Source organism: Cupriavidus sp. CuC1, assembly GCF_044627735.1.
Classification (GTDB): domain Bacteria; phylum Pseudomonadota; class Gammaproteobacteria; order Burkholderiales; family Burkholderiaceae; genus Cupriavidus; species Cupriavidus ulmosensis.
This window is the reverse complement of sequence record NZ_JBIUHC010000011.1, coordinates 1-21,498: the sequence shown is the minus strand read 5'-3', so window position 1 is coordinate 21,498 and position 21,498 is coordinate 1. Positions and strand designations below refer to the sequence as shown.

The 21,498-nt window shown below is 65.5% G+C and carries 20 protein-coding genes; 11 read left to right on the top strand and 9 right to left on the bottom strand.

Annotated features, from left to right (window positions below; all coding sequences use genetic code 11):
• Positions 1–41: 41 nt before the first annotated feature.
• Positions 42–1,379, bottom strand: coding sequence for an MFS transporter (locus tag ACGLHR_RS06970; protein ID WP_400092869.1), 1,338 nt, complete (start codon positions 1,377–1,379; stop codon positions 42–44).
• 263 nt (positions 1,380–1,642) lie between these two features.
• Here ACGLHR_RS06970 and ACGLHR_RS06965 point away from each other — a divergent pair, with 263 nt between their 5' ends.
• From ACGLHR_RS06965 to ACGLHR_RS06955, 3 genes are all read left to right on the top strand, one after another.
• Positions 1,643–2,050 (top strand): cupin domain-containing protein, encoded by a 408-nt coding sequence (locus ACGLHR_RS06965; protein WP_400092867.1) that lies wholly within the window; start codon positions 1,643–1,645, stop codon positions 2,048–2,050.
• 58 nt (positions 2,051–2,108) lie between these two features.
• A complete protein-coding gene (locus tag ACGLHR_RS06960) occupies positions 2,109–2,429 on the top strand; it encodes a DUF3470 domain-containing protein (RefSeq protein WP_400092866.1) in 321 nt (106 codons plus the stop codon).
• A gap of 122 nt (positions 2,430–2,551) precedes the next feature.
• Complete coding sequence (locus ACGLHR_RS06955; protein WP_400092864.1) at positions 2,552–2,677, top strand: hypothetical protein; 126 nt, start codon at positions 2,552–2,554, stop codon at positions 2,675–2,677.
• A 46-nt stretch (positions 2,678–2,723) separates the two neighbouring features.
• Here ACGLHR_RS06955 and ACGLHR_RS06950 read toward each other — a convergent pair whose 3' ends face one another.
• The 3 genes from ACGLHR_RS06950 to ACGLHR_RS06940 are packed head-to-tail and all read right to left on the bottom strand — an operon-like array spanning position 2,724 to position 7,401.
• Positions 2,724–4,019 (bottom strand): c-type cytochrome, encoded by a 1,296-nt coding sequence (locus ACGLHR_RS06950; protein ID WP_400092863.1) that lies wholly within the window; start codon positions 4,017–4,019, stop codon positions 2,724–2,726.
• The gene (locus ACGLHR_RS06945) at positions 4,019–4,570 is read right to left on the bottom strand and encodes a (2Fe-2S)-binding protein (RefSeq protein ID WP_400092862.1); all 552 of its coding nucleotides are present in this window, start codon (positions 4,568–4,570) and stop codon (positions 4,019–4,021) included. The genes ACGLHR_RS06950 and ACGLHR_RS06945 overlap by 1 nt, the downstream gene beginning before the upstream one ends.
• Entirely contained in the window at positions 4,567–7,401 is a 2,835-nt protein-coding gene (locus ACGLHR_RS06940; protein WP_400092861.1) for a xanthine dehydrogenase family protein molybdopterin-binding subunit, read from the bottom strand. Before ACGLHR_RS06940 ends, ACGLHR_RS06945 begins: the two co-directional genes overlap by 4 nt.
• A gap of 487 nt (positions 7,402–7,888) precedes the next feature.
• On the opposite strand from ACGLHR_RS06940, the gene ACGLHR_RS06935 reads away from it, so the two are divergent.
• From ACGLHR_RS06935 to ACGLHR_RS06925, 3 genes are all read left to right on the top strand, one after another.
• Positions 7,889–8,791 (top strand): LysR family transcriptional regulator, encoded by a 903-nt coding sequence (locus ACGLHR_RS06935; RefSeq protein ID WP_400092859.1) that lies wholly within the window; start codon positions 7,889–7,891, stop codon positions 8,789–8,791.
• A gap of 153 nt (positions 8,792–8,944) precedes the next feature.
• Positions 8,945–10,912: an aconitase family protein gene (locus ACGLHR_RS06930; RefSeq protein ID WP_400092858.1), complete on the top strand. Its 1,968-nt coding sequence runs from the start codon at positions 8,945–8,947 to the stop codon at positions 10,910–10,912.
• 89 nt (positions 10,913–11,001) lie between these two features.
• Positions 11,002–12,003 carry a tripartite tricarboxylate transporter substrate binding protein gene (locus ACGLHR_RS06925; RefSeq protein ID WP_400092857.1) on the top strand — a complete coding sequence of 334 codons (1,002 nt, stop codon included), beginning with the start codon at positions 11,002–11,004 and terminating at the stop codon, positions 12,001–12,003.
• A gap of 90 nt (positions 12,004–12,093) precedes the next feature.
• On the opposite strand, the gene ACGLHR_RS06920 is transcribed toward ACGLHR_RS06925, so the two are convergent.
• Entirely contained in the window at positions 12,094–13,068 is a 975-nt protein-coding gene (locus ACGLHR_RS06920; protein ID WP_400092855.1) for a LysR family transcriptional regulator, read from the bottom strand.
• Between the two features lie 244 nt (positions 13,069–13,312).
• Here ACGLHR_RS06920 and ACGLHR_RS06915 point away from each other — a divergent pair, with 244 nt between their 5' ends.
• The gene (locus ACGLHR_RS06915; protein WP_400092854.1) at positions 13,313–15,046 is read left to right on the top strand and encodes an IlvD/Edd family dehydratase; all 1,734 of its coding nucleotides are present in this window, start codon (positions 13,313–13,315) and stop codon (positions 15,044–15,046) included.
• 90 nt (positions 15,047–15,136) lie between these two features.
• Positions 15,137–16,501, top strand: coding sequence for an MFS transporter (locus tag ACGLHR_RS06910; protein WP_318234501.1), 1,365 nt, complete (start codon positions 15,137–15,139; stop codon positions 16,499–16,501).
• 59 nt (positions 16,502–16,560) lie between these two features.
• Here ACGLHR_RS06910 and ACGLHR_RS06905 read toward each other — a convergent pair whose 3' ends face one another.
• Genes ACGLHR_RS06905 through ACGLHR_RS06890 form a run of 4 tightly spaced genes read right to left on the bottom strand, consistent with a single transcriptional unit; the run spans position 16,561 to position 19,669 of the window.
• Positions 16,561–16,872, bottom strand: a complete 312-nt coding sequence (locus ACGLHR_RS06905) for a non-heme iron oxygenase ferredoxin subunit (protein ID WP_400092852.1) — start codon at positions 16,870–16,872, stop codon at positions 16,561–16,563.
• 36 nt (positions 16,873–16,908) lie between these two features.
• Complete coding sequence (locus ACGLHR_RS06900) at positions 16,909–17,382, bottom strand: aromatic-ring-hydroxylating dioxygenase subunit beta (RefSeq protein WP_400092850.1); 474 nt, start codon at positions 17,380–17,382, stop codon at positions 16,909–16,911.
• Between the two features lie 3 nt (positions 17,383–17,385).
• Positions 17,386–18,642: an aromatic ring-hydroxylating dioxygenase subunit alpha gene (locus ACGLHR_RS06895; RefSeq protein ID WP_400092849.1), complete on the bottom strand. Its 1,257-nt coding sequence runs from the start codon at positions 18,640–18,642 to the stop codon at positions 17,386–17,388.
• 40 nt (positions 18,643–18,682) lie between these two features.
• Positions 18,683–19,669 (bottom strand): 2Fe-2S iron-sulfur cluster-binding protein, encoded by a 987-nt coding sequence (locus ACGLHR_RS06890; protein WP_400092847.1) that lies wholly within the window; start codon positions 19,667–19,669, stop codon positions 18,683–18,685.
• Positions 19,670–19,797: 128 nt separating this feature from the next.
• On the opposite strand from ACGLHR_RS06890, the gene ACGLHR_RS06885 reads away from it, so the two are divergent.
• The 3 genes from ACGLHR_RS06885 (at position 19,798) to ACGLHR_RS06875 (ending at position 21,392) form a co-directional block, all read left to right on the top strand.
• Positions 19,798–20,700: a LysR family transcriptional regulator gene (locus ACGLHR_RS06885; RefSeq protein WP_400092845.1), complete on the top strand. Its 903-nt coding sequence runs from the start codon at positions 19,798–19,800 to the stop codon at positions 20,698–20,700.
• A gap of 127 nt (positions 20,701–20,827) precedes the next feature.
• Positions 20,828–21,082: a type II toxin-antitoxin system RelE/ParE family toxin gene (locus tag ACGLHR_RS06880; protein ID WP_318234507.1), complete on the top strand. Its 255-nt coding sequence runs from the start codon at positions 20,828–20,830 to the stop codon at positions 21,080–21,082.
• Positions 21,066–21,392 (top strand): helix-turn-helix transcriptional regulator, encoded by a 327-nt coding sequence (locus ACGLHR_RS06875; RefSeq protein ID WP_318234508.1) that lies wholly within the window; start codon positions 21,066–21,068, stop codon positions 21,390–21,392. The genes ACGLHR_RS06880 and ACGLHR_RS06875 overlap by 17 nt, the downstream gene beginning before the upstream one ends.
• Positions 21,393–21,498 lie beyond the last annotated feature (106 nt).

The following is a 21,498-nucleotide window of genomic DNA, read 5'->3' as shown; positions in this document are numbered from 1 at the left end:
CCTTGTGCCAGGAAGGCGACGGCACCGCAAGCAGTCATCCGTCAGGATTCGTACAGGTTGTCCCGATAGGTTTCAGTGCTGGCCGCAGTAGCGATCAGCGTAACGAGACCGAGCACGGCAATCATGATGGCCACGCCGACGAAATGTCCTTGCCTGGCCAGCAGGGCGGTCGCCAGCATGGGCGCAAGGCCGCCCCCGATGCCTGCCGCCACCTGGCACCCCAGCGATGCTCCGCTGTAGCGTACCTTGGTGCCGAACAGTTCGGGAAGCAGGGCGGCTTGCGGACCATACATGGAGCCGTGGCCCAGGTTCATGCAGATTGCCACGGCCAGCGCGATGATCACGGGATTGCCGGTCTGGATGCACATGAACAGCGGATAGGCCGCCGCGATGGTGAAAATGGATCCCAGGAAATACAGCGGGCGCCTGCCCCAGCGGTCCGACAGATGGCCGAACAACGGGATCGTCAGCAGTTCAAGCGCGGCACCGAGCAGCACGCCGTCCAAAATGACCGTCTTGGGAATCTTCAGTACTGTGGTCCCGTACACGACGACGAACACCGTGAGGATATAAACCCAGGCAACTTCGCAGACTTTCAATCCAATGCTGATGATGAGGTTGCGGCGGTGCTTGGTCAGTACCTCGAACAGCGGGATCTTCGGCGGCTCCTTCTCTTGCGCCGCCGCGGCAAAGACCGGGGACTCCGAGACCTTCAGGCGGATATAAAAACCCAGGAAGACAAGGATGGCGCTCAGCAGGAACGGGACGCGCCAGCCCCACGACAGGAAGTCGGTGTCGGCCATCCTGCTCAGGTAGGCAAAGATGCCGGTAGAGGCAAGCATGCCCAGCGGGAATCCCATCTGCACCAGGCTCCCATAGAAACCGCGCTTGTCTCGCGGCGCATGCTCGATCACCATCAGCGCCGCGCCGCCCCACTCCCCGCCGATGCCGATGCCCTGGATCACGCGCAGCAAGATCAGCAGCACCGGCGCCCAGATGCCAATCTGGCCGTAGGTGGGGAGCAAGCCGATGGCGAACGTGCCGCCGCCCATGAGGAACATCGTCGTCATCAGCATGGTCTTGCGGCCGACCTTGTCGCCGAAGTGTCCGAATACGACACCGCCCAGGGGGCGCGCGATAAAGCCAACGGCAAACGATCCCAGCGCGGCCATGGTCCCCATCAACGGGTCTAGCGACGGAAAGAACAGCTTGTTGAACACCAGCGCGGCGGCTGTGCCATAGAGCAAGAAGTCGTACCACTCGACCATGGTGCCGATGACGCTGGCCGTCACCACCTTGCTCATGCTGTCCCTGCTGCTGGATCGGTGCGCTGTGTCGGCCAAGCCCGCAGCGCCCTCCATGTTCGTGTATGCATCCATCGGTGTCTCCTGTCTCTTGTTTCCTGCTTGTCATGGCTTCGGGGGCGCAGTCTCACGAGGACTGCGTGTTCATGGTAGCCGTTCGGGAAACATTTTCAAGCAAAGTAGGGTAAACAAGGAAACTAATGAGACTTTAAGTGCACACATTATCGGCAAAACTGAAGAAAGGTTGACCAATGGGAAACTGTGGGATAAATTAGTTTCCGTGCGGCGCATCGTGTTTACGCGCTTGCACTTACCTTAATTGTCCAGAGGAGACTGCCGTGATTGAGAATCAACACTTCAGCGAACGATTGAAGGGCAAACTGGAGCCGACCCCCGGCGGCTCGGTCTATGTCGATCCAGACACCCTCGAATGGGAGCCCTCCCAGTTCGAGAAGATCTCGATGAAAGTCCTGTATCGCAACGACGCCGCCGGCGAAATGACGGTGCTCCTCAAGTGGGAGCCGGGCGCGGTGCTGCCGTTCCACAAGCATCCGGAGATCGAACAAAGCTATGTGCTCGAGGGATCGTTCTACGATCACGACGGGATCTGCCGCGCCGGCCAGTTCGTCTGGCGCCAGCCCGGTTCTTTGCACGAAACCCGCTCCGACGAGGGCTGCCTGCTGTTCGCGGTCTATCGCAAGCCGAACGTCTTCTTTGGTACGGCCGGCTTCCGCAAGACTTCCTGAAATTGCCGGCGTCCTATCCCCGGGGCCCGGTGCTCCGGGATTTGTCATTGGAGTAGCCATGGCTTGCGTCGTTACTGAAGCTTGCATCAACTGCCGCTATGGAGATTGCGCGGAAGTCTGCCCCGTGCATGCGTTCCATCAGGGCCCGAACTTTATGGTGATCGACCCGTCGGTCTGCCTGAATTGCACGATCTGCACCCTGGTGTGCCCGGTCAATGCCATCAAGAATGACTATGACCTGACAGAGGAAGAGCTCGGCTTCGTCGAACTCAATGACAAGTTGGCGCAGAAGTGGCCGGTGGTGAAGATTGGGGACGGACCGCTGCCGGATGCCGACGATTGGGCGTTTCTGGAAAACAAGCGGTCGTTGCTGGTTTAGCGAGCAGGCGAGGGGCTATCGCTACGGAGAGCCGCCTTCCATGCGCTCGGCCGAGTAGGGGTCCTGGCAGCGCCTGGCAGCCTCGGGATCTCGGCACACCAGCCAGTCGTCCCAGCTCTCTGATGGCAACACGACGGTCCCCATCGAGCTGGGCTGGCTGGCGCATGGATGTCATTCGCGACCCCGCGGTCGCTGCCGTCAAGCAGGCCGCCATCGATACGTTTTCCACGATGGAGTGGGTCGAATAGGGGCGCCGGGAGCCGGGCACCGGCACAACCGCGCCGGCGCTCTGCCTCAATGCCCCTTGCCCGCTTCCGCGCGTAGCGCCTTCACCTTGTCCGCGCTCACGTCGCCGGGCTGTCCGCCATAGCTCGCGCGCAGGTAGTTGGCCAAGGCGGCCAGTTCCGTGTCGCTCAGGCGGGAGGCAAAGCCGGGCATGTCCTGCATGCTTTCCAGCCCGGGGAATTTCTGCGCCTCGATGCCGTCGAGCAGCGACACGATCAGGTTGTGCGGATCGGCATTGCGCACGGTGGCGTTGCCCAGCATCGCCACCGCCACATGCGGCTTGCCCTCGCCCTCGCGGCCGTGGCAGCCGGCGCACACGGCCAGGTAGTGCTGGCGCCCCGGCTTGAGCTGGGCTGCGTCCGCGCTGGCCGGCTTGAGCGGCTGGGGCTGCGGCGGCTGGTCGCCCAGCAGGTAGGTCGACATCGCGGCGAGGTCGGCCTTGTTCAGGTACTGGCTGCTGAGATGGACCACGGGGAACATCTCGCCGTAAGCCGAGCCCTGCGGCGCCACGCCGGTGGCGAAGAAGTTCTGCAGGTCGGCGCCCGTCCAGCCGCGCGCGGCCAGGCCGGCGGGCGTGATGTCCGGCGCGGCCACGCGGCCGAGCGCGGCGCCGGCCAGTGGCTTGGCCGCGTCCAGGCGGCCGAACATGGCGCGCGGCGTGTGGCATTCGGCGCAGTGGCCCAGCGCGTTGGACAGGTAGCGGCCGCGCTGCCAGGCCGGCGTCTGGCCGGCTGAGGCATCGGGCAGCTTGTCTTTCAGGAACAGCAGGTTCCAGCCGATCAGGGTCACGCGCATGTTGTACGGGAAGCTGAGGTCGTGCGGTCGGTTGGCCACGGCCACCGGCTTGACCTGCATCAGGTAGGCGTACATCGCATCGGAGTCGCCGCGCGACAGGCCGCGATACGAGGTGTAGGGCATGGCCGGGTAGAGGTGCTTGTCCGGCGTGGCCCCATCGTGCAGCGCCTTGTAGAAATCGTCGGCGCTCCATTTGCCGATGCCGTGGTCCTTGTCCGGGGTGATGTTGGTGCCGTAGAAGGTGCCGAACGGCGAGGCCAGGGCGACCCCGCCGGCAAACGGCGCGCCCTGGGCGCTGGTATGGCAGGCGGCGCAATCGGCGGCGCGCACCAGGTAGCGCCCGCGCGCGATCTGGTCGGCGGGCGAGAGCTTGGTGGCGGGCTGCTGGTCGGCGGCGGTATCGATCGGGGCGGCGTGGTCGCCGCAGCCGGCCAGCAGGGCTGCGCCCAGCGCGGCCATGGCCGCCAGCGTGGTGCGCGCGTGTCGAAGGAAGTCGGGCTGGCTCATCATCACTTGTCTTCCTTTACCAGGCCCGGGGTGTTGACCACCACGTCCTTGACGGCTTCGAAGTAGCGCACATAGCCAGTGCAGCGGCAGATATGGTCGTTGAGCGCCGCGGTAATGGTCTCATCCACCTTGCCTCTGGCCACCGGCTGGCGCTTCAGGCGCTCCACCAGGATGGTCGCGCCGTTGACGAAGCCGGGCGTGCAGTAGCCGCACTGGAAGCTGAAGTGCTCCAGGAACTTCTGCTGCACCGGCGACAGCTCCACCACCTCGCCCTTGTCGTTGCGCTTGGCGTGGCCTTCCACCGTGCGCACCTTCTTGCCCTGGAAGTAATGCGCGCCGGTGATGCAGGCGCGCACTTCCTCACTGCTGCCGTCGGCCTTGTCGTGGATCACCACACAGGCGTGGCAGATGCCCTGGCCGCAGCCCAGGCGCGAGCCGGTGAGCGCCAGGTACTCGTGCAGGAAGTCGATCATCATCAGGCCTTCCGGCACATCGATGGGGCCTACGTCCTTGCCGTTGATGTTGAGGGAAAGCGGTTGGGTGGCGATGCTCATGCCAGGATCTCCTGAATCTTTTCGGCGCTGACCGGCAGGGCGGTGAAGCGGTGGCCGATGGCATGCGCGATGCCGTTGACGATGGCGCCCACCACCGGAATCATCACCACTTCGGCGATGCCCTTGGGCGGATCGGTTTCGGATACGGGCGGCAATACCATCCCGGTTTGCGACCACACGGCCACGTCGCTGGCGCGCGGCAGCGGATAGCGGTTGAAGTTCCAGGTGCCGTTGCCGGGCCCGTCCTCGTAGAGCGGCAGGAACTCATGCAGCGCATGGCCGATGCCCATGGCGATGCCGCCCTGCAACTGCCCGGAGACCAGTTCCGGCGACAACTGCGAGCCGCATTCCATGATGGAGTGATGGCTGAGGATTTCCACCTTGCCGCTAGCCTCATGTACGGACAGCTCCACCAGCGTGCCCACCGCGCTGTAGTAGGTCACGGTGGCGTTGTTGCGCTGGGTCGGGGCGATGTAGACCTTCTTGCGGTCCAGCACCTGGTAGCCGCCGCTGGTGGTCATGCTGGCCTTGCGCGCGGCGTCGGCGCCATCGCCGTAGCGTACCGACAGCCCGTCGACGGGCAGCCGGGTAGCCGTGCCGTTGACCTCGAAGTCGGCCTCTGTCCATTGCCAGCGATTGAACACGTGCACCGTGGCGCCCGTGACCAGGCCAAGCTCGTGCGCCTTCTTTGCCAAAAGCTCGTAGGGCAGGGCCTGCAGGCCGCCGGCGGTGAGCTTGCCTTCGACCCAACGCGCGTCTTCCACGCGCACCACCAGCGAAGCCGCCTGGCCGCCGCCGAAGCCCTGGCTCCAGATCGCCATGGCCGCCGGCCACAGTCCGTGCATGAAGACCACGCGGGCCGCTTCACGGGTGCTATGGGTGAAGTAGTAGGCCGAGTTGGTCGCGCTCGATGGCGAGGCATACGCGGGCGACCAGCGCGGGTTGGCCGACAGCTTGTCCTGGTCGGCCTGGCTCATCAGGTAAGGGTCGCCGGTGGCGGTGACGGGCAGGTCGGGCCAGTCGGTGACCGCCACGCGCACCTCGGTGGCTGGCTTGCCCAGCCAGCGGGTCACGGCGACCGCTTGCGAAGTGGACATGCCGGTGCCGATCTCCGCGCCGCAGTGATTGAGCGCGATGGTGCCGTCCGCACGCATCTCCACCTTGGCGAACGATGCCTCGGCGCCGGTGCCGAAGTCCTTCTGCACGCAGGCAAAGCCCACGCCGTAGCGCCGGCCCGGATGGCTGGCTTCAAAATCGGCCTTCTGCTTTGCGCGGCTGGTCCACAGCGGATGGACCTTGGCCGCCTCCAGCACCTCATCCACCCGAATCGCGCCGGCAGGGATCGCGCCCTGCGTGTTCTTCATGCCCGAGCGCAGCGCGTTTTTCAGGCGGAATTCGATCGGGTCGAGCTTCAATTGCTCGGCGAACTCGTCGACCATCATCTCGGTAGCCGCCATGCTCTGCAGCGTGCCGTAGCCGCGCGCCGAGCCGGCATCGATGGCGCGCGAGGCGATGGCCACGGCGGTCAGGTCGTTCTTCGGGAAGTAATAGATCGACTGCGCGGCGGTGGCGCCCACCATCGCCACCGATGGCGAGAAATTGGCGCGCCCGCCGCCGTTGGCCTCGAAATCGCCCTGGAACGACTGGAACAGCCCGGTGGTCTTGTCCACCGCGATGCGGTAGCGCATCTTGAAGGCGTGGCGCTTGATCGAGGTCTGGAACTGCTCAAAGCGGTCGTTGGCCAGGCGCACCGGCTTGCCGTCGGCGTAGAGCGCCGTCACCAGCCCGTAGAAGGGGAAGTTGTAGTGGTCCTTGGAGCCGTAGCCCACGGTGTAGCAGGGATGGACGAACACCTGCTTGACGGGGAACGCGCCCTTGGCCTTGGCCATCATCTCCGCCGTGCTTTCGCCGACTTCGATGGGCGACTGGGTCGGCACCACCATGTGCAGCGCCTGGGCCTCGGCGTCGTACCAGCAGTTGGCGTTATCCGGCTCCAGCGCGGCGGTGTCGATGGACTGCGTGTTGTACTCGCGCTCCAGCACCAGCCAGTCGGCCGGCGGCTGGTCAAGTTGCTGGCGGATCTGGCCGGCGTAGTACATGCCCTGCTCGCCAAGCTGGCCGTGATCCTTGCCATCGGGCCAGACCGGCTCGTGCTTGCGCATCATGCTGGGGAACAGCGGCGCGTTCTTCAGGCTGGAGAACACATCGTCGTCGAACGGCGTCTCGCCGCCCACCCGCACAAAGCGGAAGGTGCCCCACGGATCGCGCTCCAGCGGGCCGGTCTCGGCGCCGTAACGGATGATCTCGTCGTGGAACTTGAGCTTGTCCTTGGCAAAGCGGAAGCGGGCGAAGTCGTGATAGATCAGGATCGCCACGGCATGGCCGAGATAGGCAGGTGTCTTGCCTTCCGGCAGCAGCATGTCCTCGCCGTAGAAGGCGGGAAAGGCCACGCCATCGCGCGCCAAGTCGGCGGCGGTGACCACGCGGTCGGGCTTGAGGTCATCTCCCAGCAGCGCCAGGTCGAAGCCCGCATAGCTGCGGTCCGCCTTGGTGGTGCGCAGGATGAAGGCGTGCGATTGTTCCTTGGGCCAGTGCGGCATGTCGCGCGAGCGGATATCGCGCGCAAAGACCTTGTCGCCGGTGACCTTGGCCATGCCGTCGATGCGGAATTTAGGCGCGCCGGTCTTGGGGTTCCACTGGACCGGGGCCAGGATTTTTTCCTCGAACAGGGCCGCGAAGGCCTTGCCGCCGATCGGTGCGATATACACCGACACCCCGGCCACGACGCTGGCCTTCAGGAAAGTGCGGCGCGTTGGGCTGAAGTTAGCCATGGAATTTCCTTGAAATTACGCTGATGCCGCTGCTGTGGCGCAGCCCGGTGCGGGTTTGATTGCGATTGCGATTGCGAAAGACGGCCTGTTGCGCCCGGCCAGAACGGCCGGACGGAAGGCGGGGAGAACCGGAATACGACGGGCAGCGGCAATCGAGGTCTCCGTGCAAGAGGGCGCGGGCACGATGTGCGGCACCGGCGCGGATTACGACGCAAGACTGGGCTGGTGAACGGTGGGGCAACGCAAGCTTTTATTCTAGGCGCAGAAGTGCACGCCGGTGCACCGATTCTGCATCCGGCCGCTGCGTGCCAGCAACGGGGTACCTCTAATACTGCTTATCACGGCCGGGGCATGCCACTTGCCGAGCCATTGTGCGTGGCACAAACGCCGGGAGGCCGGCTCCCATGGCCGATCTCCCGGCGCCCCCTGTTCTGGCGCATTGCCAAAGCGGCCTCCTGCCCGCTCCAATCGTTGTAGCATCGCTCCCATGGACAACCTGCTCAGAAAACTTGACCTGACCTCGCTGCGCCTGTTCGTCGCGGTCTGCCAGGAACAAAACATCGCGCGCGCGGCCGAGCGCGAATTCATTGCGCCGTCGGCTGTCAGCCGCCGCATTGCGGAGATCGAGACGCTGATTGGCCTGCCGGTGATCGAGCGGCATCCGCGCGGCATCACGGTGACTCCGGTGGGCGAGACGGTGCTGCGGCATGCGCAGGCCATCATCGGCAATATCGAGGCGCTAAGCGCGGAGCTGTCGCGCTTTTCCTCCGGCGCGCGCGGCAATGTGCGGATGGTGTGCAACCTTGGCGCCATCGTGCAGTTCCTGCCGGAAGACCTGGCGGCCTTTGGGCGCGTGTATCCCGATATCGGCATCGAGCTGGAGGAGCAGCACAGCCCCGAGGTGCTGCGCATGGTGGGCGAGCGCAGCGCGGACTTTGGCATCTGCAATGCGATCCAGGGCGTGGAGCAATTCGTCTCGCTGCCATACCGGGAGGACCAGCTTTGCGTGCTGGTGCCGCGCGGGCATGCACTGGCGTCGGCGCAGCAGGTTGGCTTTGCGGACTTGCTAGGCGAGACCTTCGTGGCGTTGCGCGATGAGAGTGCGTTGAGCCGCCTGTTGGCGGAGCAGGCGACGCGCTTGAGTGGGGCGCTCAAGATCAAGATCCGGGTGGCGAGCCTGGATGCCTTGTGCCGTATGGTGCATGTCGGGCTGGGGATTGCCGTCGTGCCGCGGCAGGTGGGCGAGCTCTACCTGAATACGCTCGACGTGGTGGCACGGCCGCTATCGGACCCCTGGGCGACGCGGCAATTGGTGGTGGTGTTTCACTCCCGGGAGCATCTCTCGGCGAGCGCCTCGGCCCTGGTGGGCTTTCTTTGCCGGGATGCATAGAGCGGGAACAAGGCCGGCTAAGTGGGGCAAAGCGAAGCGAAAGTGAGCAAATGGCCAGCCGTCGCAAACCGAGACGCCTGCCATGCCGACTGCGCACTTTGCCCCGGCCGCGCCAAACCATATAGTGGGATCATCAAAACGAGACCCCCCGCAATGGAAGCCACCATCCGCTTTGACGGCCGCGTGCTGTACCTGTCGCAAGATCCCGCCTGCGTGCGCGCCCAACTCGACGGCAAGCCGATGACCCTTGCCGAGGCCGGCCCGCTGCGCGACAACATCTCCACCGACGAGATCACGCCGGTTACCATCATGCTCACCTACGATGAGCGACTGGGGCAATTCCCTTACGTGGGGTTCCAGGCGGGGGGCGAGCAGCCGATCGGCCGCGATGCCATCCGCAACGGCGGCTTCGCCGTCACGGTGGCCGGCAAGCGCTACGGCAAGGGTTCCTCGCGCGAGTCCAGCCCGCTGGCGGAGCTGTCGGCCGGCATCCGCCTGATCGTGGCGGAGAGCTTCGAGCGCATCTACCAGCAGAACTGCGACAACATCGGCATCCTGACCACCACGGATTTCACCGTGCTGGACCGCGTGCTGGCGGGCGAGGCGATCCCCATCGAGGCGTTCCTGACCGGGCGCGACGCGCTGACCCAGCAGGTGATCCGCGCCGGCGGCTTGCTGGCGTATAGTCGCGCCGCGACGTGGCCGGCGGCAGGCGAGGGGGCGCTGGGCGCGGCGGGCGCCGGCGACGCCGCGCCTCGCACGCTGGTGGAAAAAATCATCGCCCGCCATCTGCTTCCCGGCACGGCATCCGCCGAGCGCGGCCAGGGCGTGTTCGTGGCGGCCGACTGGCGCTTCTCCCATGACTATTTCACCGGCATGTGCGCGCACCTGATGCACCGCGCCTTCGGCAAGCCGGCGAAGTTGCACGAGCCTGACCACATCATTGCCTTCCAGGACCACCTGGTGCTGGCGGCACAGAGCTACCCGCACGTGCGCGACGGCTTGCTGCGAGGCGTGGCCAACCTGATGCAGGGCCATGGCAGCTTTGCGCATGACTACCCCGTGCGCTCGCACAACGCGCTGCCCGGCGACGTGCCGGGCTCGGAAGGCATCTGCCACGCGCTGATGGCTGAGCAGTACGCGCTGCCGGGGCAGGTAGTGGCGGGCACCGATTCCCACACCCCGCATTCGGGCGCGCTGGGTTGCCTGGCGTTCGGCGCGGGCGCCACCGATGTTGCCAATAGCTGGGTCACGGGCTACGTGCGCTGCAAGGTGCCGGAAACCCTGCGCGTGGAGGTGGAGGGCGAACTCGCGCCGGGCGTGACCGCCAAGGACATCGTGCTCTACCTGCTGCAGATGGATGCGATCCGCTCCGGCGGGGCCATCGGCGTGGTGTTCGAGTATGCCGGCAGCACGGTGCGCGCCTTGTCGATCGACGAGCGCGCCACGCTGACCAATATGGTCGCCGAGCTGGGCGGCTTCACCGGCATCGTCGAGCCGGATGACAAGACCGTGGCCTTCCTGAAGGCGCGGCGCGGGGTGGATTTCATCGTCGAGGACTGGATGCGCAGCGATGCAGGCGCAACCTACCGCGACGTGATCCGCATCGACGCCGCCGCCATCGCGCCCATGGTGGCGCGTCCCGGCGACCCCGGCAACGGCATCGCGGCCAACACGCTGGCGCAGCCGGTGCCGGTGGACATTGCCTACGGCGGGTCCTGTACGGCCGGCAAGCGCGAGGATTTCGACTACTACCACGAGGTGCTGCGCTGGGGCCTGGATCATGGCCTCAAGGTGTCGCCCCGCACCCAGCTCTTCCTGCAGTTCGGCACGCTGGGCGTGAAGGACTACTGCGAAGCGCGCGGCTATATGGACACCTTCGCCGCCGCCGGCGCCACGCTGGTCATGCCGGGCTGCGGCTCGTGCGCCAACTGCGGGCCGGGCGCCTCCACCGCCAGCGAGCAGGTGACCATCAGCGCCATCAACCGCAATTTCCCCGGCCGCTCGGGGCCGGGCCAGGTCTGGCTGGCCAGCCCCTACACCGTGGCTGCGAGCGCGCTGGCCGGACAGATCAGCACCTTCGGGCAACTGCGCGAGACCACCGCCCTGGCTGCGCCGTAGCCGTTCACCCAAGCCCCCGCATGCGCGGGGGCAATCGCGGCATCCAAAGCCGGGCGACAGATCCCGGCGGCCATCCACAGGAGACAGACATGTTCCCCATCCCCTTGCGCGCCATGCGCGCGGCGGGGCGGCTTTTTGCCGCCGCCGCCCTTGCCATACCGGCCATCGGCGCCGCTGCGGCGCACGCAGCCGACAAGTATCCGGCCAAGACCGTGCGCCTGATCGTGCCGAATTCCCCGGGCTCCACCGCCGATGTGGTGGCCCGCGTGGTGGCCGAGGGCATGGGCCAGGATCTCGGGCAGCCGTTCTACGTGGAGAACCTTCCCGGCGCGGCGGGCATCCCCGGCACGCGGCAACTCGTGTCCGCGGCCGCCGATGGCTACACGCTTGGCGTGGTCTCGTCCAACCACGCCATCAATCCCGGCCTGTACCCCAATATTCCCTACGACAGCGTGAAGGACATCACGCCGGTGGCGCTGATCGGCACTACGCCGCTGGTGCTGGTGGTCGGCGCGGGGTCGCCCTACAAGACCGTAGCGGCGCTGATCGCCGCCGCGCGGGCCCATCCGGGCAGCCTTTCTTATGGCTCTTCCGGCAAAGGCAGCGTCTTGCACCTGGCTGGCGAATTGCTCAAGTCGAAGGCTGGCATCGATATGCTGCACGTGCCCTATAAGGGCGTGAACACGCTGATGACGGATGTGCTTGGCGGGCAGATCGACACGGCTTTCCTGGCCACGCCATCCGCGTTGCCGCAGATCAAGGCCGGCAAGCTGCGCGCGTTGGCGGTCAGCACGCCGGCGCGGCTGGACAGCCTGCCGGCGGTGCCGACCCTGGCGGAGTCCGGCGTCAAGGCATATGCCTACGACGCGTGGATCGCGCTGATCGGGCCAGCCGGCTTGCCCAAGGACGTCACCGCGCGGCTGCAACAGGCAATGGCCAAGGCCCTGGCCGCGCCGAAGGCCAAGGACCTCTTCACCGCGCAAGGCTTCGTCGTCAAGGGCGGCAGCGGCGAGGAAACGGCCCGCACCATCCGCGACGAGCTGGGCCGCAGCCAGGCGCTGATCAAGAGCGCGTCGATCGCGGTGGAGTGAGGCGCGCTGGCGGGACGGCTCGTGCCATGACGCCAGTTTCCAGTCCCTCATGCCGGTCATGGCCATTTTAGGGTTCAGGTTGCCAGCTTGCTAAGCCGGCGCACCGGCATCCAGCACCTGCGCCGCGCCATACACCGCGTGGCTCGCCGTGCGTAGCGCTTGCGCCATCAGCATGGCCGCGGGCGAGAGCAATCGATCCGTGCGGGTGATGATGCCGAAGTCGTCCATATGACAGGGCAGCGGCAGCGGCACGATCGCGAGCAGGCCATGTTGCGCGTAGTACTGCGCGACGTCGTCGGTGAGCACGGCCAGCATGTCGCTCTGTTCCAGCATGCGTGTCAGGAACAGCAGCGCGGCGGTTTCCACGACGTTGGTCGGCGGCATCAGGCTGGCGCGCTGGAACATCAGGTCGAAGCGGTGACGCAGCACGCTGCCTGCCGGCGGCACGATCCACGCCGCATCTTCCACATCCCGCAGTGTCAGCGCGGACTGCGCCAGCAGCGGATGGCCCAGGCGCGCCGCCGCGCACACGGGCTCGCCCGCCAGCGGCTCATAGCGCAGGTGCAGCTTGTCGTGCTCGGCAAACAGGCGTGCCACCACCAGGTCCAGCTTGTCCTGGGCCAGGCGTTCCAGCAGCACGTTGCTGTTCTCGATCTCCAGCGACACGCGCAGCCCGGGCTGCTCCCGCTTGACCTGCGCAACGGCCGGCGGCAGCAGCTTCACGCCGGGCGAAGTGATCGCGCCCACGGCCACATGGCCCAGCCGCCCGGCCTTGAGCGCCATCACTTCCTCCTGCGCCTGGTCCAGGCTGCCCAGCACCGCGCGCGCGTGCCGGATCATCGCTTCCCCATACCAGGTCGGGCGCATGCCGCGCGGCAGCCGCTCGAACAGCGGGACTTCCAGCATCTCCTCCAGCTCGCGCAGCAGCTTGGACGCGGCCGGCTGCGTCATGTTGAGAACGGCGGCGGCGCGGTGGATGTTGCCCTCGTCGGCAAGGGCCACCAGCAGCAGGAGCTGGCGGGTCTTGAGCCGGGCGCGGATATACCAGGGGCTGGGCGTTGACATAGGGTTTACGTTGATATCCGAAGTGATATGGGTAAGGCCTGAATCTTCATTGGAAGGATATCAAACCGGGCCGTACACTCCGGCCATATTCAAAAAACAAATTCAAGCAAGATGAGAGACAGCCTCCCCCAGACGCGTCCTGCTTTGGCGCCGGTCCCACGGTAGCCAAGGCGCCCTTCATGGGCCGCCGCTATCATCGCGTCCCAGTCCAGTCCCATCGTCCCCGTATTCAGGAAGTCTCCCAATGCCGGAATCCAAGTCCAAGCTGCGCTCCGCCCAATGGTTCGGCTCCGCCGACAAGAATGGCTTCATGTACCGAAGCTGGATGAAGAACCAGGGCATCCCCGATCATGAGTTCGATGGCCGTCCCATCATCGGCATCTGCAACACGTGGTCGGAGCTCACGCCCTGCAACGCGCATTTCCGCAAGCTGGCCGAGCATGTCAAGCGGGGTGTCTACGAGGCCGGCGGCTTCCCGGTGGAATTCCCGGTGTTCTCCAATGGCGAGTCCAACCTGCGGCCCACCGCCATGCTCACGCGCAACCTGGCGGCCATGGACGTCGAGGAGGCCATCCGCGGCAACCCGATCGATGCCGTGGTGCTGCTCACCGGCTGCGACAAGACCACGCCCGCGCTGCTGATGGGCGCGGCGAGCTGCGACGTGCCGGCCATCGTGGTGACGGGCGGGCCGATGCTCAACGGCAAGCTGGACGGCAAGAACATTGGCTCCGGCACGGCCGTCTGGCAGCTGCATGAATCGCTCAAGGCTGGCGAGATCGATGTGCATCAGTTCCTCTCGGCCGAAGCCGGCATGTCGCGCTCGGCCGGCACCTGCAACACGATGGGCACGGCCTCCACCATGGCTTGCATGGCGGAAGCGCTGGGCACTTCGCTGCCGCATAACGCCGCCATTCCCGCCGTGGATTCGCGCCGCTACGTGCTGGCGCATATGTCCGGCATCCGCATTGTCGAGATGGCCAAGGAAGGGCTGACCCTGTCGAAGATCCTGACGCGCGCGGCGTTCGAGAATGCGATTCGCGCCAATGCGGCGATCGGTGGCTCCACCAACGCGGTCATCCATCTGAAGGCCATCGCCGGGCGCATCGGCGTGCCGCTGGAGCTCGAGGACTGGACGCGCATTGGCCGCGACACGCCCACCATCGTCGACCTGATGCCCTCGGGCCGCTTCCTGATGGAGGAGTTCTACTACGCCGGCGGGCTGCCCGCGGTGCTGCGCCGGCTGGGCGAGGCAAACCTGCTGCCGCACCCGGACGCGCTGACCGTCAACGGCCGCACGCTGTGGCAGAACGTGAAGGACGCGCCCAATACCAACGACGAGGTCATCCGTCCACTGGACAACCCATTGATAGCGGATGGCGGCATCCGCGTGCTGCGCGGCAACCTGGCACCGCGCGGCGCGGTGCTCAAGCCCTCCGCCGCCACGCCCGGGTTGCTCAAGCACCGCGGCCGCGCCGTGGTGTTCGAAAACCTTGAGCACTACAAGGAGCGGATCGTCGATGAAACGCTGGACGTCGACGCATCGTCCGTGATGGTGCTGAAGAACTGCGGCCCGAAGGGATATCCGGGCATGGCGGAGGTCGGCAACATGGGTTTGCCGCCCAAGCTGCTGCGCCAGGGCGTCAAGGACATGGTGCGCATCTCGGATGCGCGGATGAGCGGCACGGCATACGGCACCGTGGTGCTGCACGTGGCGCCCGAGGCCGCGGCCGGCGGCCCGCTGGCCGCCGTGCGGGACGGCGACTGGATCGAGCTCGATTGCGAGGCCGGCACGCTGCACCTGGACATCGATGAGCGGGAACTGGCACGGCGCATGGCCGAGCGTGTCGACACGCGCGCCGCAGGGGAGGGCGGCTACCGGCGGCTGTATGTGGACCACGTGCTGCAGGCGGACGAGGGCTGCGACCTGGACTTCCTGGTGGGCTGCCGCGGCGCCGCGGTGCCTCGCCACTCGCACTGATTGCGCCGCTGCCGGCGATGCCGGCAGCGGCCGCCGACAAGAACATGCAAGAACAAGCAAGAACATGCAGGAACATTCGAGGAGACATAGATGAACACCACCCCCACGGCCGGCCTGGACCGGCCAGTCCCGCTTCCTGGCGCTCCGGGTCTGCCTGGCGATGCGCCAGTCAGCGCCGCCAGCGAGGAGAGCCGCATCATCAGCATGCTGACCCGCAAGCTGATTCCCTTCCTGGCCCTGATCTACGTGGTGGCTTATATCGACCGCTCGGTGGTTGGCTTTGCCAAGCTCCACATGAATGCGGCGGTAGGCATCAGCGACGCGTCCTACGGGCTGGGCGCGGGTTTGTTCTTCATCGGCTACTTCCTGTGCGAGGTGCCCAGCAACCTGGCGCTGGAGCGCTTCGGCGCGCGCCGCTGGTTCGCGCGCATCCTGTTCACATGGGGCGTCATTACCATGGCGATGGCCCTGATCAACAGCGCCGGCACCTTCTACGTGCTGCGCTTCCTGCTGGGCGCAGCCGAGGCCGGCCTCTATCCCGGCATCCTGTACTTCCTGACCAAGTGGTTCCCGATGCGCCATCGCGCCCGCATCATCGGCCTGTTGGTGCTCGCGCAGCCCATCGCCCTGATCGTCACCGGGCCGATTGCCGGCTGGGTGCTGTCCACCAGCGGGCTGTTTGGCCTGACCAACTGGCAGACGTTGTTCGTGCTCAGCGGGTTGCCCGCGGTGCTGCTCTGCCTGCCCACGCTGCGCATCCTGCCCGAGTCTCCATCGCAGGCACGCTGGCTGGCGCCGGCGGACCGCGCCTGGATCGAGCGCGAGCTGGCGGCGGACCAGTCCACGTTTGCGCTCAAGTCGCACGGTAACCCGCTTGGCGCGCTCAAGGACAAGCGCGTGCTGCTGCTGGCCTTGCTGTTCCTGCCGTTCCCGCTCAGCATCTACGGCTTGTCGCTGTGGCTGCCCACCATCATCAAGCAGTTTGGCGTGACGGATGCCACCACGGGCCTGCTGTCGGCGGTACCGTACCTGTTCGCGGTAGCCGGGCTGTACCTGGTGCCGCGCCATTCCGATCGCAAGGGCGAGCGCTACTGGCACATCATCGTGGTGTCGGCCATGGGCGCGATCACGATGGCGGCCAGCGCCTGGGTCCAGACGCCCGCGCTGCAGTTCCTCTTCATTTGCCTGACCGCGTTCTCGATCTATTCGATCCAGGCGGTGGTGTGGGCGCTGCCGGGCCAGTTCCTGACCGGCGCCAGCGCCGCCGTGGGCATCGCGACGATCAACTCGCTGGCCAACCTGGGCGGCTACCTTGGCCCCTACGGGATCGGGCTGATCAAGGATGCGACGGGCAAGCTGGCCTCGGGGCTCTACTTCCTGGCCGCCATGCTGGTGTTCGCGGTGATCATGACGTTTGTTGTGCGCTCCGCGCTGGAGACGCCGGCAAGGTCCTGATGCAGGCGTTGGGTTTCTTGCGCCGGAGTGCCTGGTGTGGCTCTCCGGCGTCGTCGTGCCTACAGCGCCACGAACACCTCTCCGTTCTCCACCTTCACGCTGTACGCCCGGATGTCGCTGGTCAGCGGCTCGCACATCGCGCGTCCGGTGCGTACGTCGAACTTGCCCTGGTGCAGCGGGCACTCGATCTCGTGCCCGTCCAGGAAGCCGTCGCACAGCCGCGCGTTGCCATGGCTGCAAGCGTTGTCCGTGGCATAGATCTCGTCGCCCACGCTATACAGCGCGATCTCCTTGCCGAGCGCGCTGACCGCCACGACATCGTCCTTGGGGATTGCCACCAGCGGGATCACCTGGGTCCATTGCTTTGACATGGTCTGCCTCAAATCTCAAATCTCAAAACGCAACATTCAAATCGGGTAGATGATCGAGTTGGGGATCATCTCGCTGTCGAACACGCATAGCCGGGACTCGAACTTCAGCCCGTCCTCCGTGCGCCGGATCACGTCGATGTAGCGGCCGACGTTGTACACGGTGGATTGCCCATCCGGCTTGGTGCGGAAGACGGCGTAGCTGGCTTCGGCGTCGATGCGCTCGGGATCGGCCTTCAGGATGCGCGGGATGCCAACCACGTGCCGCTGGTAGTACGGATCATGGAAGATGGTTTCCGTGGCGCCGTAGATGCGGTCCTTGAGCATGCCGCGGCTCTCGAAGGACAACGTGGCAAGCGGGAAGCCGCCTTCGTGGTTCTCGCGCGGCTGGAGCTTGTAGACGCAGGTCTCGGTGAAGAAGCCAGGCCATTTGTCCCATTCGTTGTTGTCGAGCGCGGCGGCGTAGTCCGTGTACAGCGCCAGCACCTGGGTGTAGGTTTCAAAGTCGAGCATGTCTCAGGCCTCCATCACGCGGCGCCAGTAGTTGTACATTCCGCGGATCAGCGTCTCGGTCACCATGTGGTCCGTGTTGCCGATCTCGCGCCCGCCGAGTTCCGCCACCGTGCGGTGGAACGGCTTTTGCTCGAAGCCCTGCTGGGAGAATTCGATCACCTCGCCGTCGTCGGCCGAGACAAAGCCGGCCGGGCCGAACAGGTTGGCCTGGCGCAGGCGGCGCCGGGTCATGTCGGCGTCGTCGTCCTCGAAGCCGAAGTGCGTCCACACGAAGTTGAACGAGCCATGGCCGGTTGGCTGGATATGCCGCGTGGAAACCGAGTTGACCTGCTGCTGGATGATGACGCTGGGGAACAGCGTCATCATCACCGCCGTGGGCGCGCCCCACCAGGCTTCGGGCACGACATCCAGGAAGCGGTCGTCGTGCAGGCTCATCTGTTCCTTGAAGCTGGACACGCCGCTGGTCACCTCGCCCTTGCCGCCCTGGCCGCGCGTGGAGATCATCGCTGCGTGGCGGAAGTGCTCGTCCATCTTGAGCTCCGACTTGTTGTCGGCGCGCCAGAGCCCGAAGGTCACGAACCACGTGTGCAGCAGCCCCGGGTGATACGGGTCCTTGATGTTCTCCTGCATCAGCTTCCAGTTGCCGGGAATGTGCTGGCGGCTGTAGCCGAGGATGGTCAGCTTGCGGCCGTCGAAGACCCGGTCGAAGTAGGCCAGGATGGTCGGGCCGAGATAGTCCTCCAGCTCGGGCACCTCATGGTCGAACGAGGCGAAGATCACGCCGTTGCGGCGCGCCACCTTGAGCTTGGTCAGCCCATGCGCCTTCGGATCGAAATCGGCGGGCATGCCGCCGTTGACCTTGCCGTCCAGCTTCACACCGCGCCGGAACGGTACGCCGACCAGGTTGCCCTTGAGGTCGTAGTTCCACTGGTGATAGGGGCAGGTGAAGTCCCGGCGGTTGCCGGAACGCTCGCGGCAGAACTGTACGCCGCGATGCGCGCAGACGTTCTCCACCACGTAGATCTCGCCATCCGCCGCGCGGCTGGCAATGACGGAGCGCTCGCCGATGGCGGTGCGCTTGAAGTCGCCGGCGTTCGGGATCTCTGCTTCCAGCCCGATGTAGCACCAGTGGCCGGAGTAGAAGAAACGCTCCAGCTCCTGCCGGTAGATGTCGTCGTCGGTATAGGCCCAGAACGGTATCCGGCTGGAGCCTTCGTCCTTCCATTCCTTCTGCTTGAATACGATGGCTTGCTCGCGCATGGTTTGTCTCCGCGATGTTTGTGATGTGGGGCTCAATGTGTCAGACGCCGCTGGCGTGGAAGGCGTCAGCATGGATGTGGTCGGGGTCCATGCCTCTTTGCCTGAGCAGGATGGAGGCGGCGTCGACCATGACCGGCGCGCCCGCCAGATAGGCGCGCCAGCCCTGCATATGCGCCCAGTCGTCGGCGACCGCCTTGGTCACCACGCCGCCCCGGTAGCCGTTGCCGTCGCCGGCCGATGCCACCACCACGTGCACATGCATTGCCGCATGGCGCGCCTGCAGCTCGCGCAGCCATTCAAGGCCATAGAGGTCGGCATGCGTGCGAACGCCAAAGTAGACGTGCACCTCGTTGCGCATGCCGCCGTCCAGCATGCCGCGCAGGATCGACAGGATCGGGGCCAGCCCGGTGCCGCCCGCGATGCAGACCACCGGCCCTTCGAACTTGCGCCGCAGGTACGCCGTGCCCAGCGGGCCGCTGACGCGAATGGCATCGCCAACCTTGAGTTCCGACGCCACATAGGACGTGACGCGGCCCTCGGGCACCAGCCGGATGTGGAACTCGAGCTCCTCGGTACCATGCGCGACCGCCATCGAGTAGGGGCGGATATGGCGCGGCGTGAACTGCAGCGTAGCGTATTGCCCCGGCGAGAAGTCGAGCGGCTTGGGAATCGCTACACGGACCCGCTTGATGTCATGGGTCAGGTCTTCCAGGGCGGTCACGGTGCCCTTGAGGATCTTGGCGGGATGCACCACGACTTCGTCGAGTTCCGGGATTTCGATCGCGCAGCTCTCTACCAGCGTGGTCTGGCACGCCAGCACCGACTGGCCGGCGGCCATGGGCGCGCGCGAATCCTCCGGGCCGCTCGCCTGGGTGCGGCCGGCCAGGACCTTGCAGCGGCAGGTGCCACAGCGCCCCGCCATGCAGCTATACGAGATGGGCACCTGGTTGGCCCGCAGCACGTCCAGCAGGTTGTCGCCGGCCTGCGCGTGCAGCGTCCTGTCCAGTGGGTGGATGGATACTTCCATGGGGGTGTCTCCAACGTGTTCTTCTTGGCATCCGTCTGCCGATGGGCGTATGTTGGCGTGGCAGGTAGAATTAATAAATAGAAGGAAGGTGATACGTCATATCACTGTGAGTGATAAAGGGGGGCAACATGGAGTTGCGGGAGATCGACCTGAACCTGCTGGTCGTGTTCAATGAATTGCTGCGGCTGCGCCGGGTGTCCGCCGTGGCCGAGGCGCTCGGTACGTCACAGCCGGCCATCAGCAACGCGCTCAATCGCCTGCGCAAGCTGCTTGGCGACGAGCTCTTCCTGCGCACCTCCAAGGGCATGGTGCCCACGCCGTTCGCTGAGAACCTGGCGGAGCCGATCGGCTACGCGCTTGGCGCCATCCACAACACGCTCAATGCGCAGTCCGTGTTCGAGCCGGTCACCAGCACGCGCGCCTTCACCATCGCCATGACCGATATCGGGGAGATCTACTTCCTGCCCGACCTGATGAAGCGGCTATCCACGGTGGCGCCCGGCGTGACCATCAGCACGGTGCGCAACCATACTGTGAACTTGCGCGAGGAAATGGAAAGCGGCCGCGTCGACCTGGCGATCGGGTTCATGCCGGACCTCAAGGCCGGCTTCTTCCAGCGGCGGCTGTTCCGCCAGCGCTACGTCTGCCTGTTCCGCCAGGGCCATCCGCTGGCGCGCGAGGGCATGAGCATCAAGGCGTTCAGCAGCGCCGAGCACGTGGCCATCGTGGCGGCCGGGACCGGGCACAGCATGGTGGATGAAGTGATCCAGCGCGCCGGCGTGCCGCGCCAGGTCCGCCTGCACGTGCCGCACTTCGTGGCGGTGGGCCATATCCTGCAGACGACCGACCTGATCGCAGTGGTGCCCGAGGCCTATGCCGCGCGCACGCTCAAGCCCTTCGGGCTGGAGACCGCGCCGTGCCCGGTGAAGATCCCCGATATCGTGATCAACGTGCTCTGGCACGCCAGGAACAATCGGGAGCCGGCCAACCAGTGGCTGCGGCAGGTGGTGTTTGAGGAGTTTTCGAGGTAGTGACGCCTCAGACGGGCGAAGTCTGCAAACTGCCTTGCGTGATGTTTCTGGCTCATGCGAGAACCGTCGCCCAAGAGAAACTTATATTCTTCTCTAAAAACTTATAATTCGCTTATAATATGTGCTCATGAACTCGATTAACTGGACCCTGAAAGCAGCCAGGCAACTCCGCAAGCTGGATCGTCAGCATCAACGGACTGTCGTGGACGCGGTAGGCGATCTGGCCGCGATGCCGGATTGCCAGAACGTGAAGGCCCTGACGAAGCACGACTACGGCTACAGGCTCCGTGTCGGCAATTTTCGGGTTCTATTCGATTGGGATGGCGGCATCAAGATTGTCGAAATTCAGGAAGTGAGGAAACGCGATGAACGCACCTACTAATGTCCAAGTGATCAATGGGCCGGACGGGAAGCCCGCCTTTGTGGTGATCCCGTATGGTGAGTATGTAGCCAGCCACGCGAACGAGATTGGACTAGTGCCGCACGACGTTGTCACCCGCACTGTCGACGGTGCGACGCCTGCCCGTGCCTGGCGCGAGCATCTGGGGCTGACGCAAGCCGAGGTGGCCCGCCGTCTTGGCATTTCGCAATCGGCCTACGCACAGCAAGAGAGCAGTGACAAGCTGCGAAAGGCGTCGCGCGGAAAGATCGCCGCTGCGCTTGGCGTCGCCGCAGAACAGTTGGACTTCTAGTGTCCCGTTCCGTTGTTAACGGATCTGTATTTTGTAGGATGTTGGTATCGACGAACGGGAGATGCCAACATGCCAATGGGACGACCGAAGCTGGATCTGGTGTTGA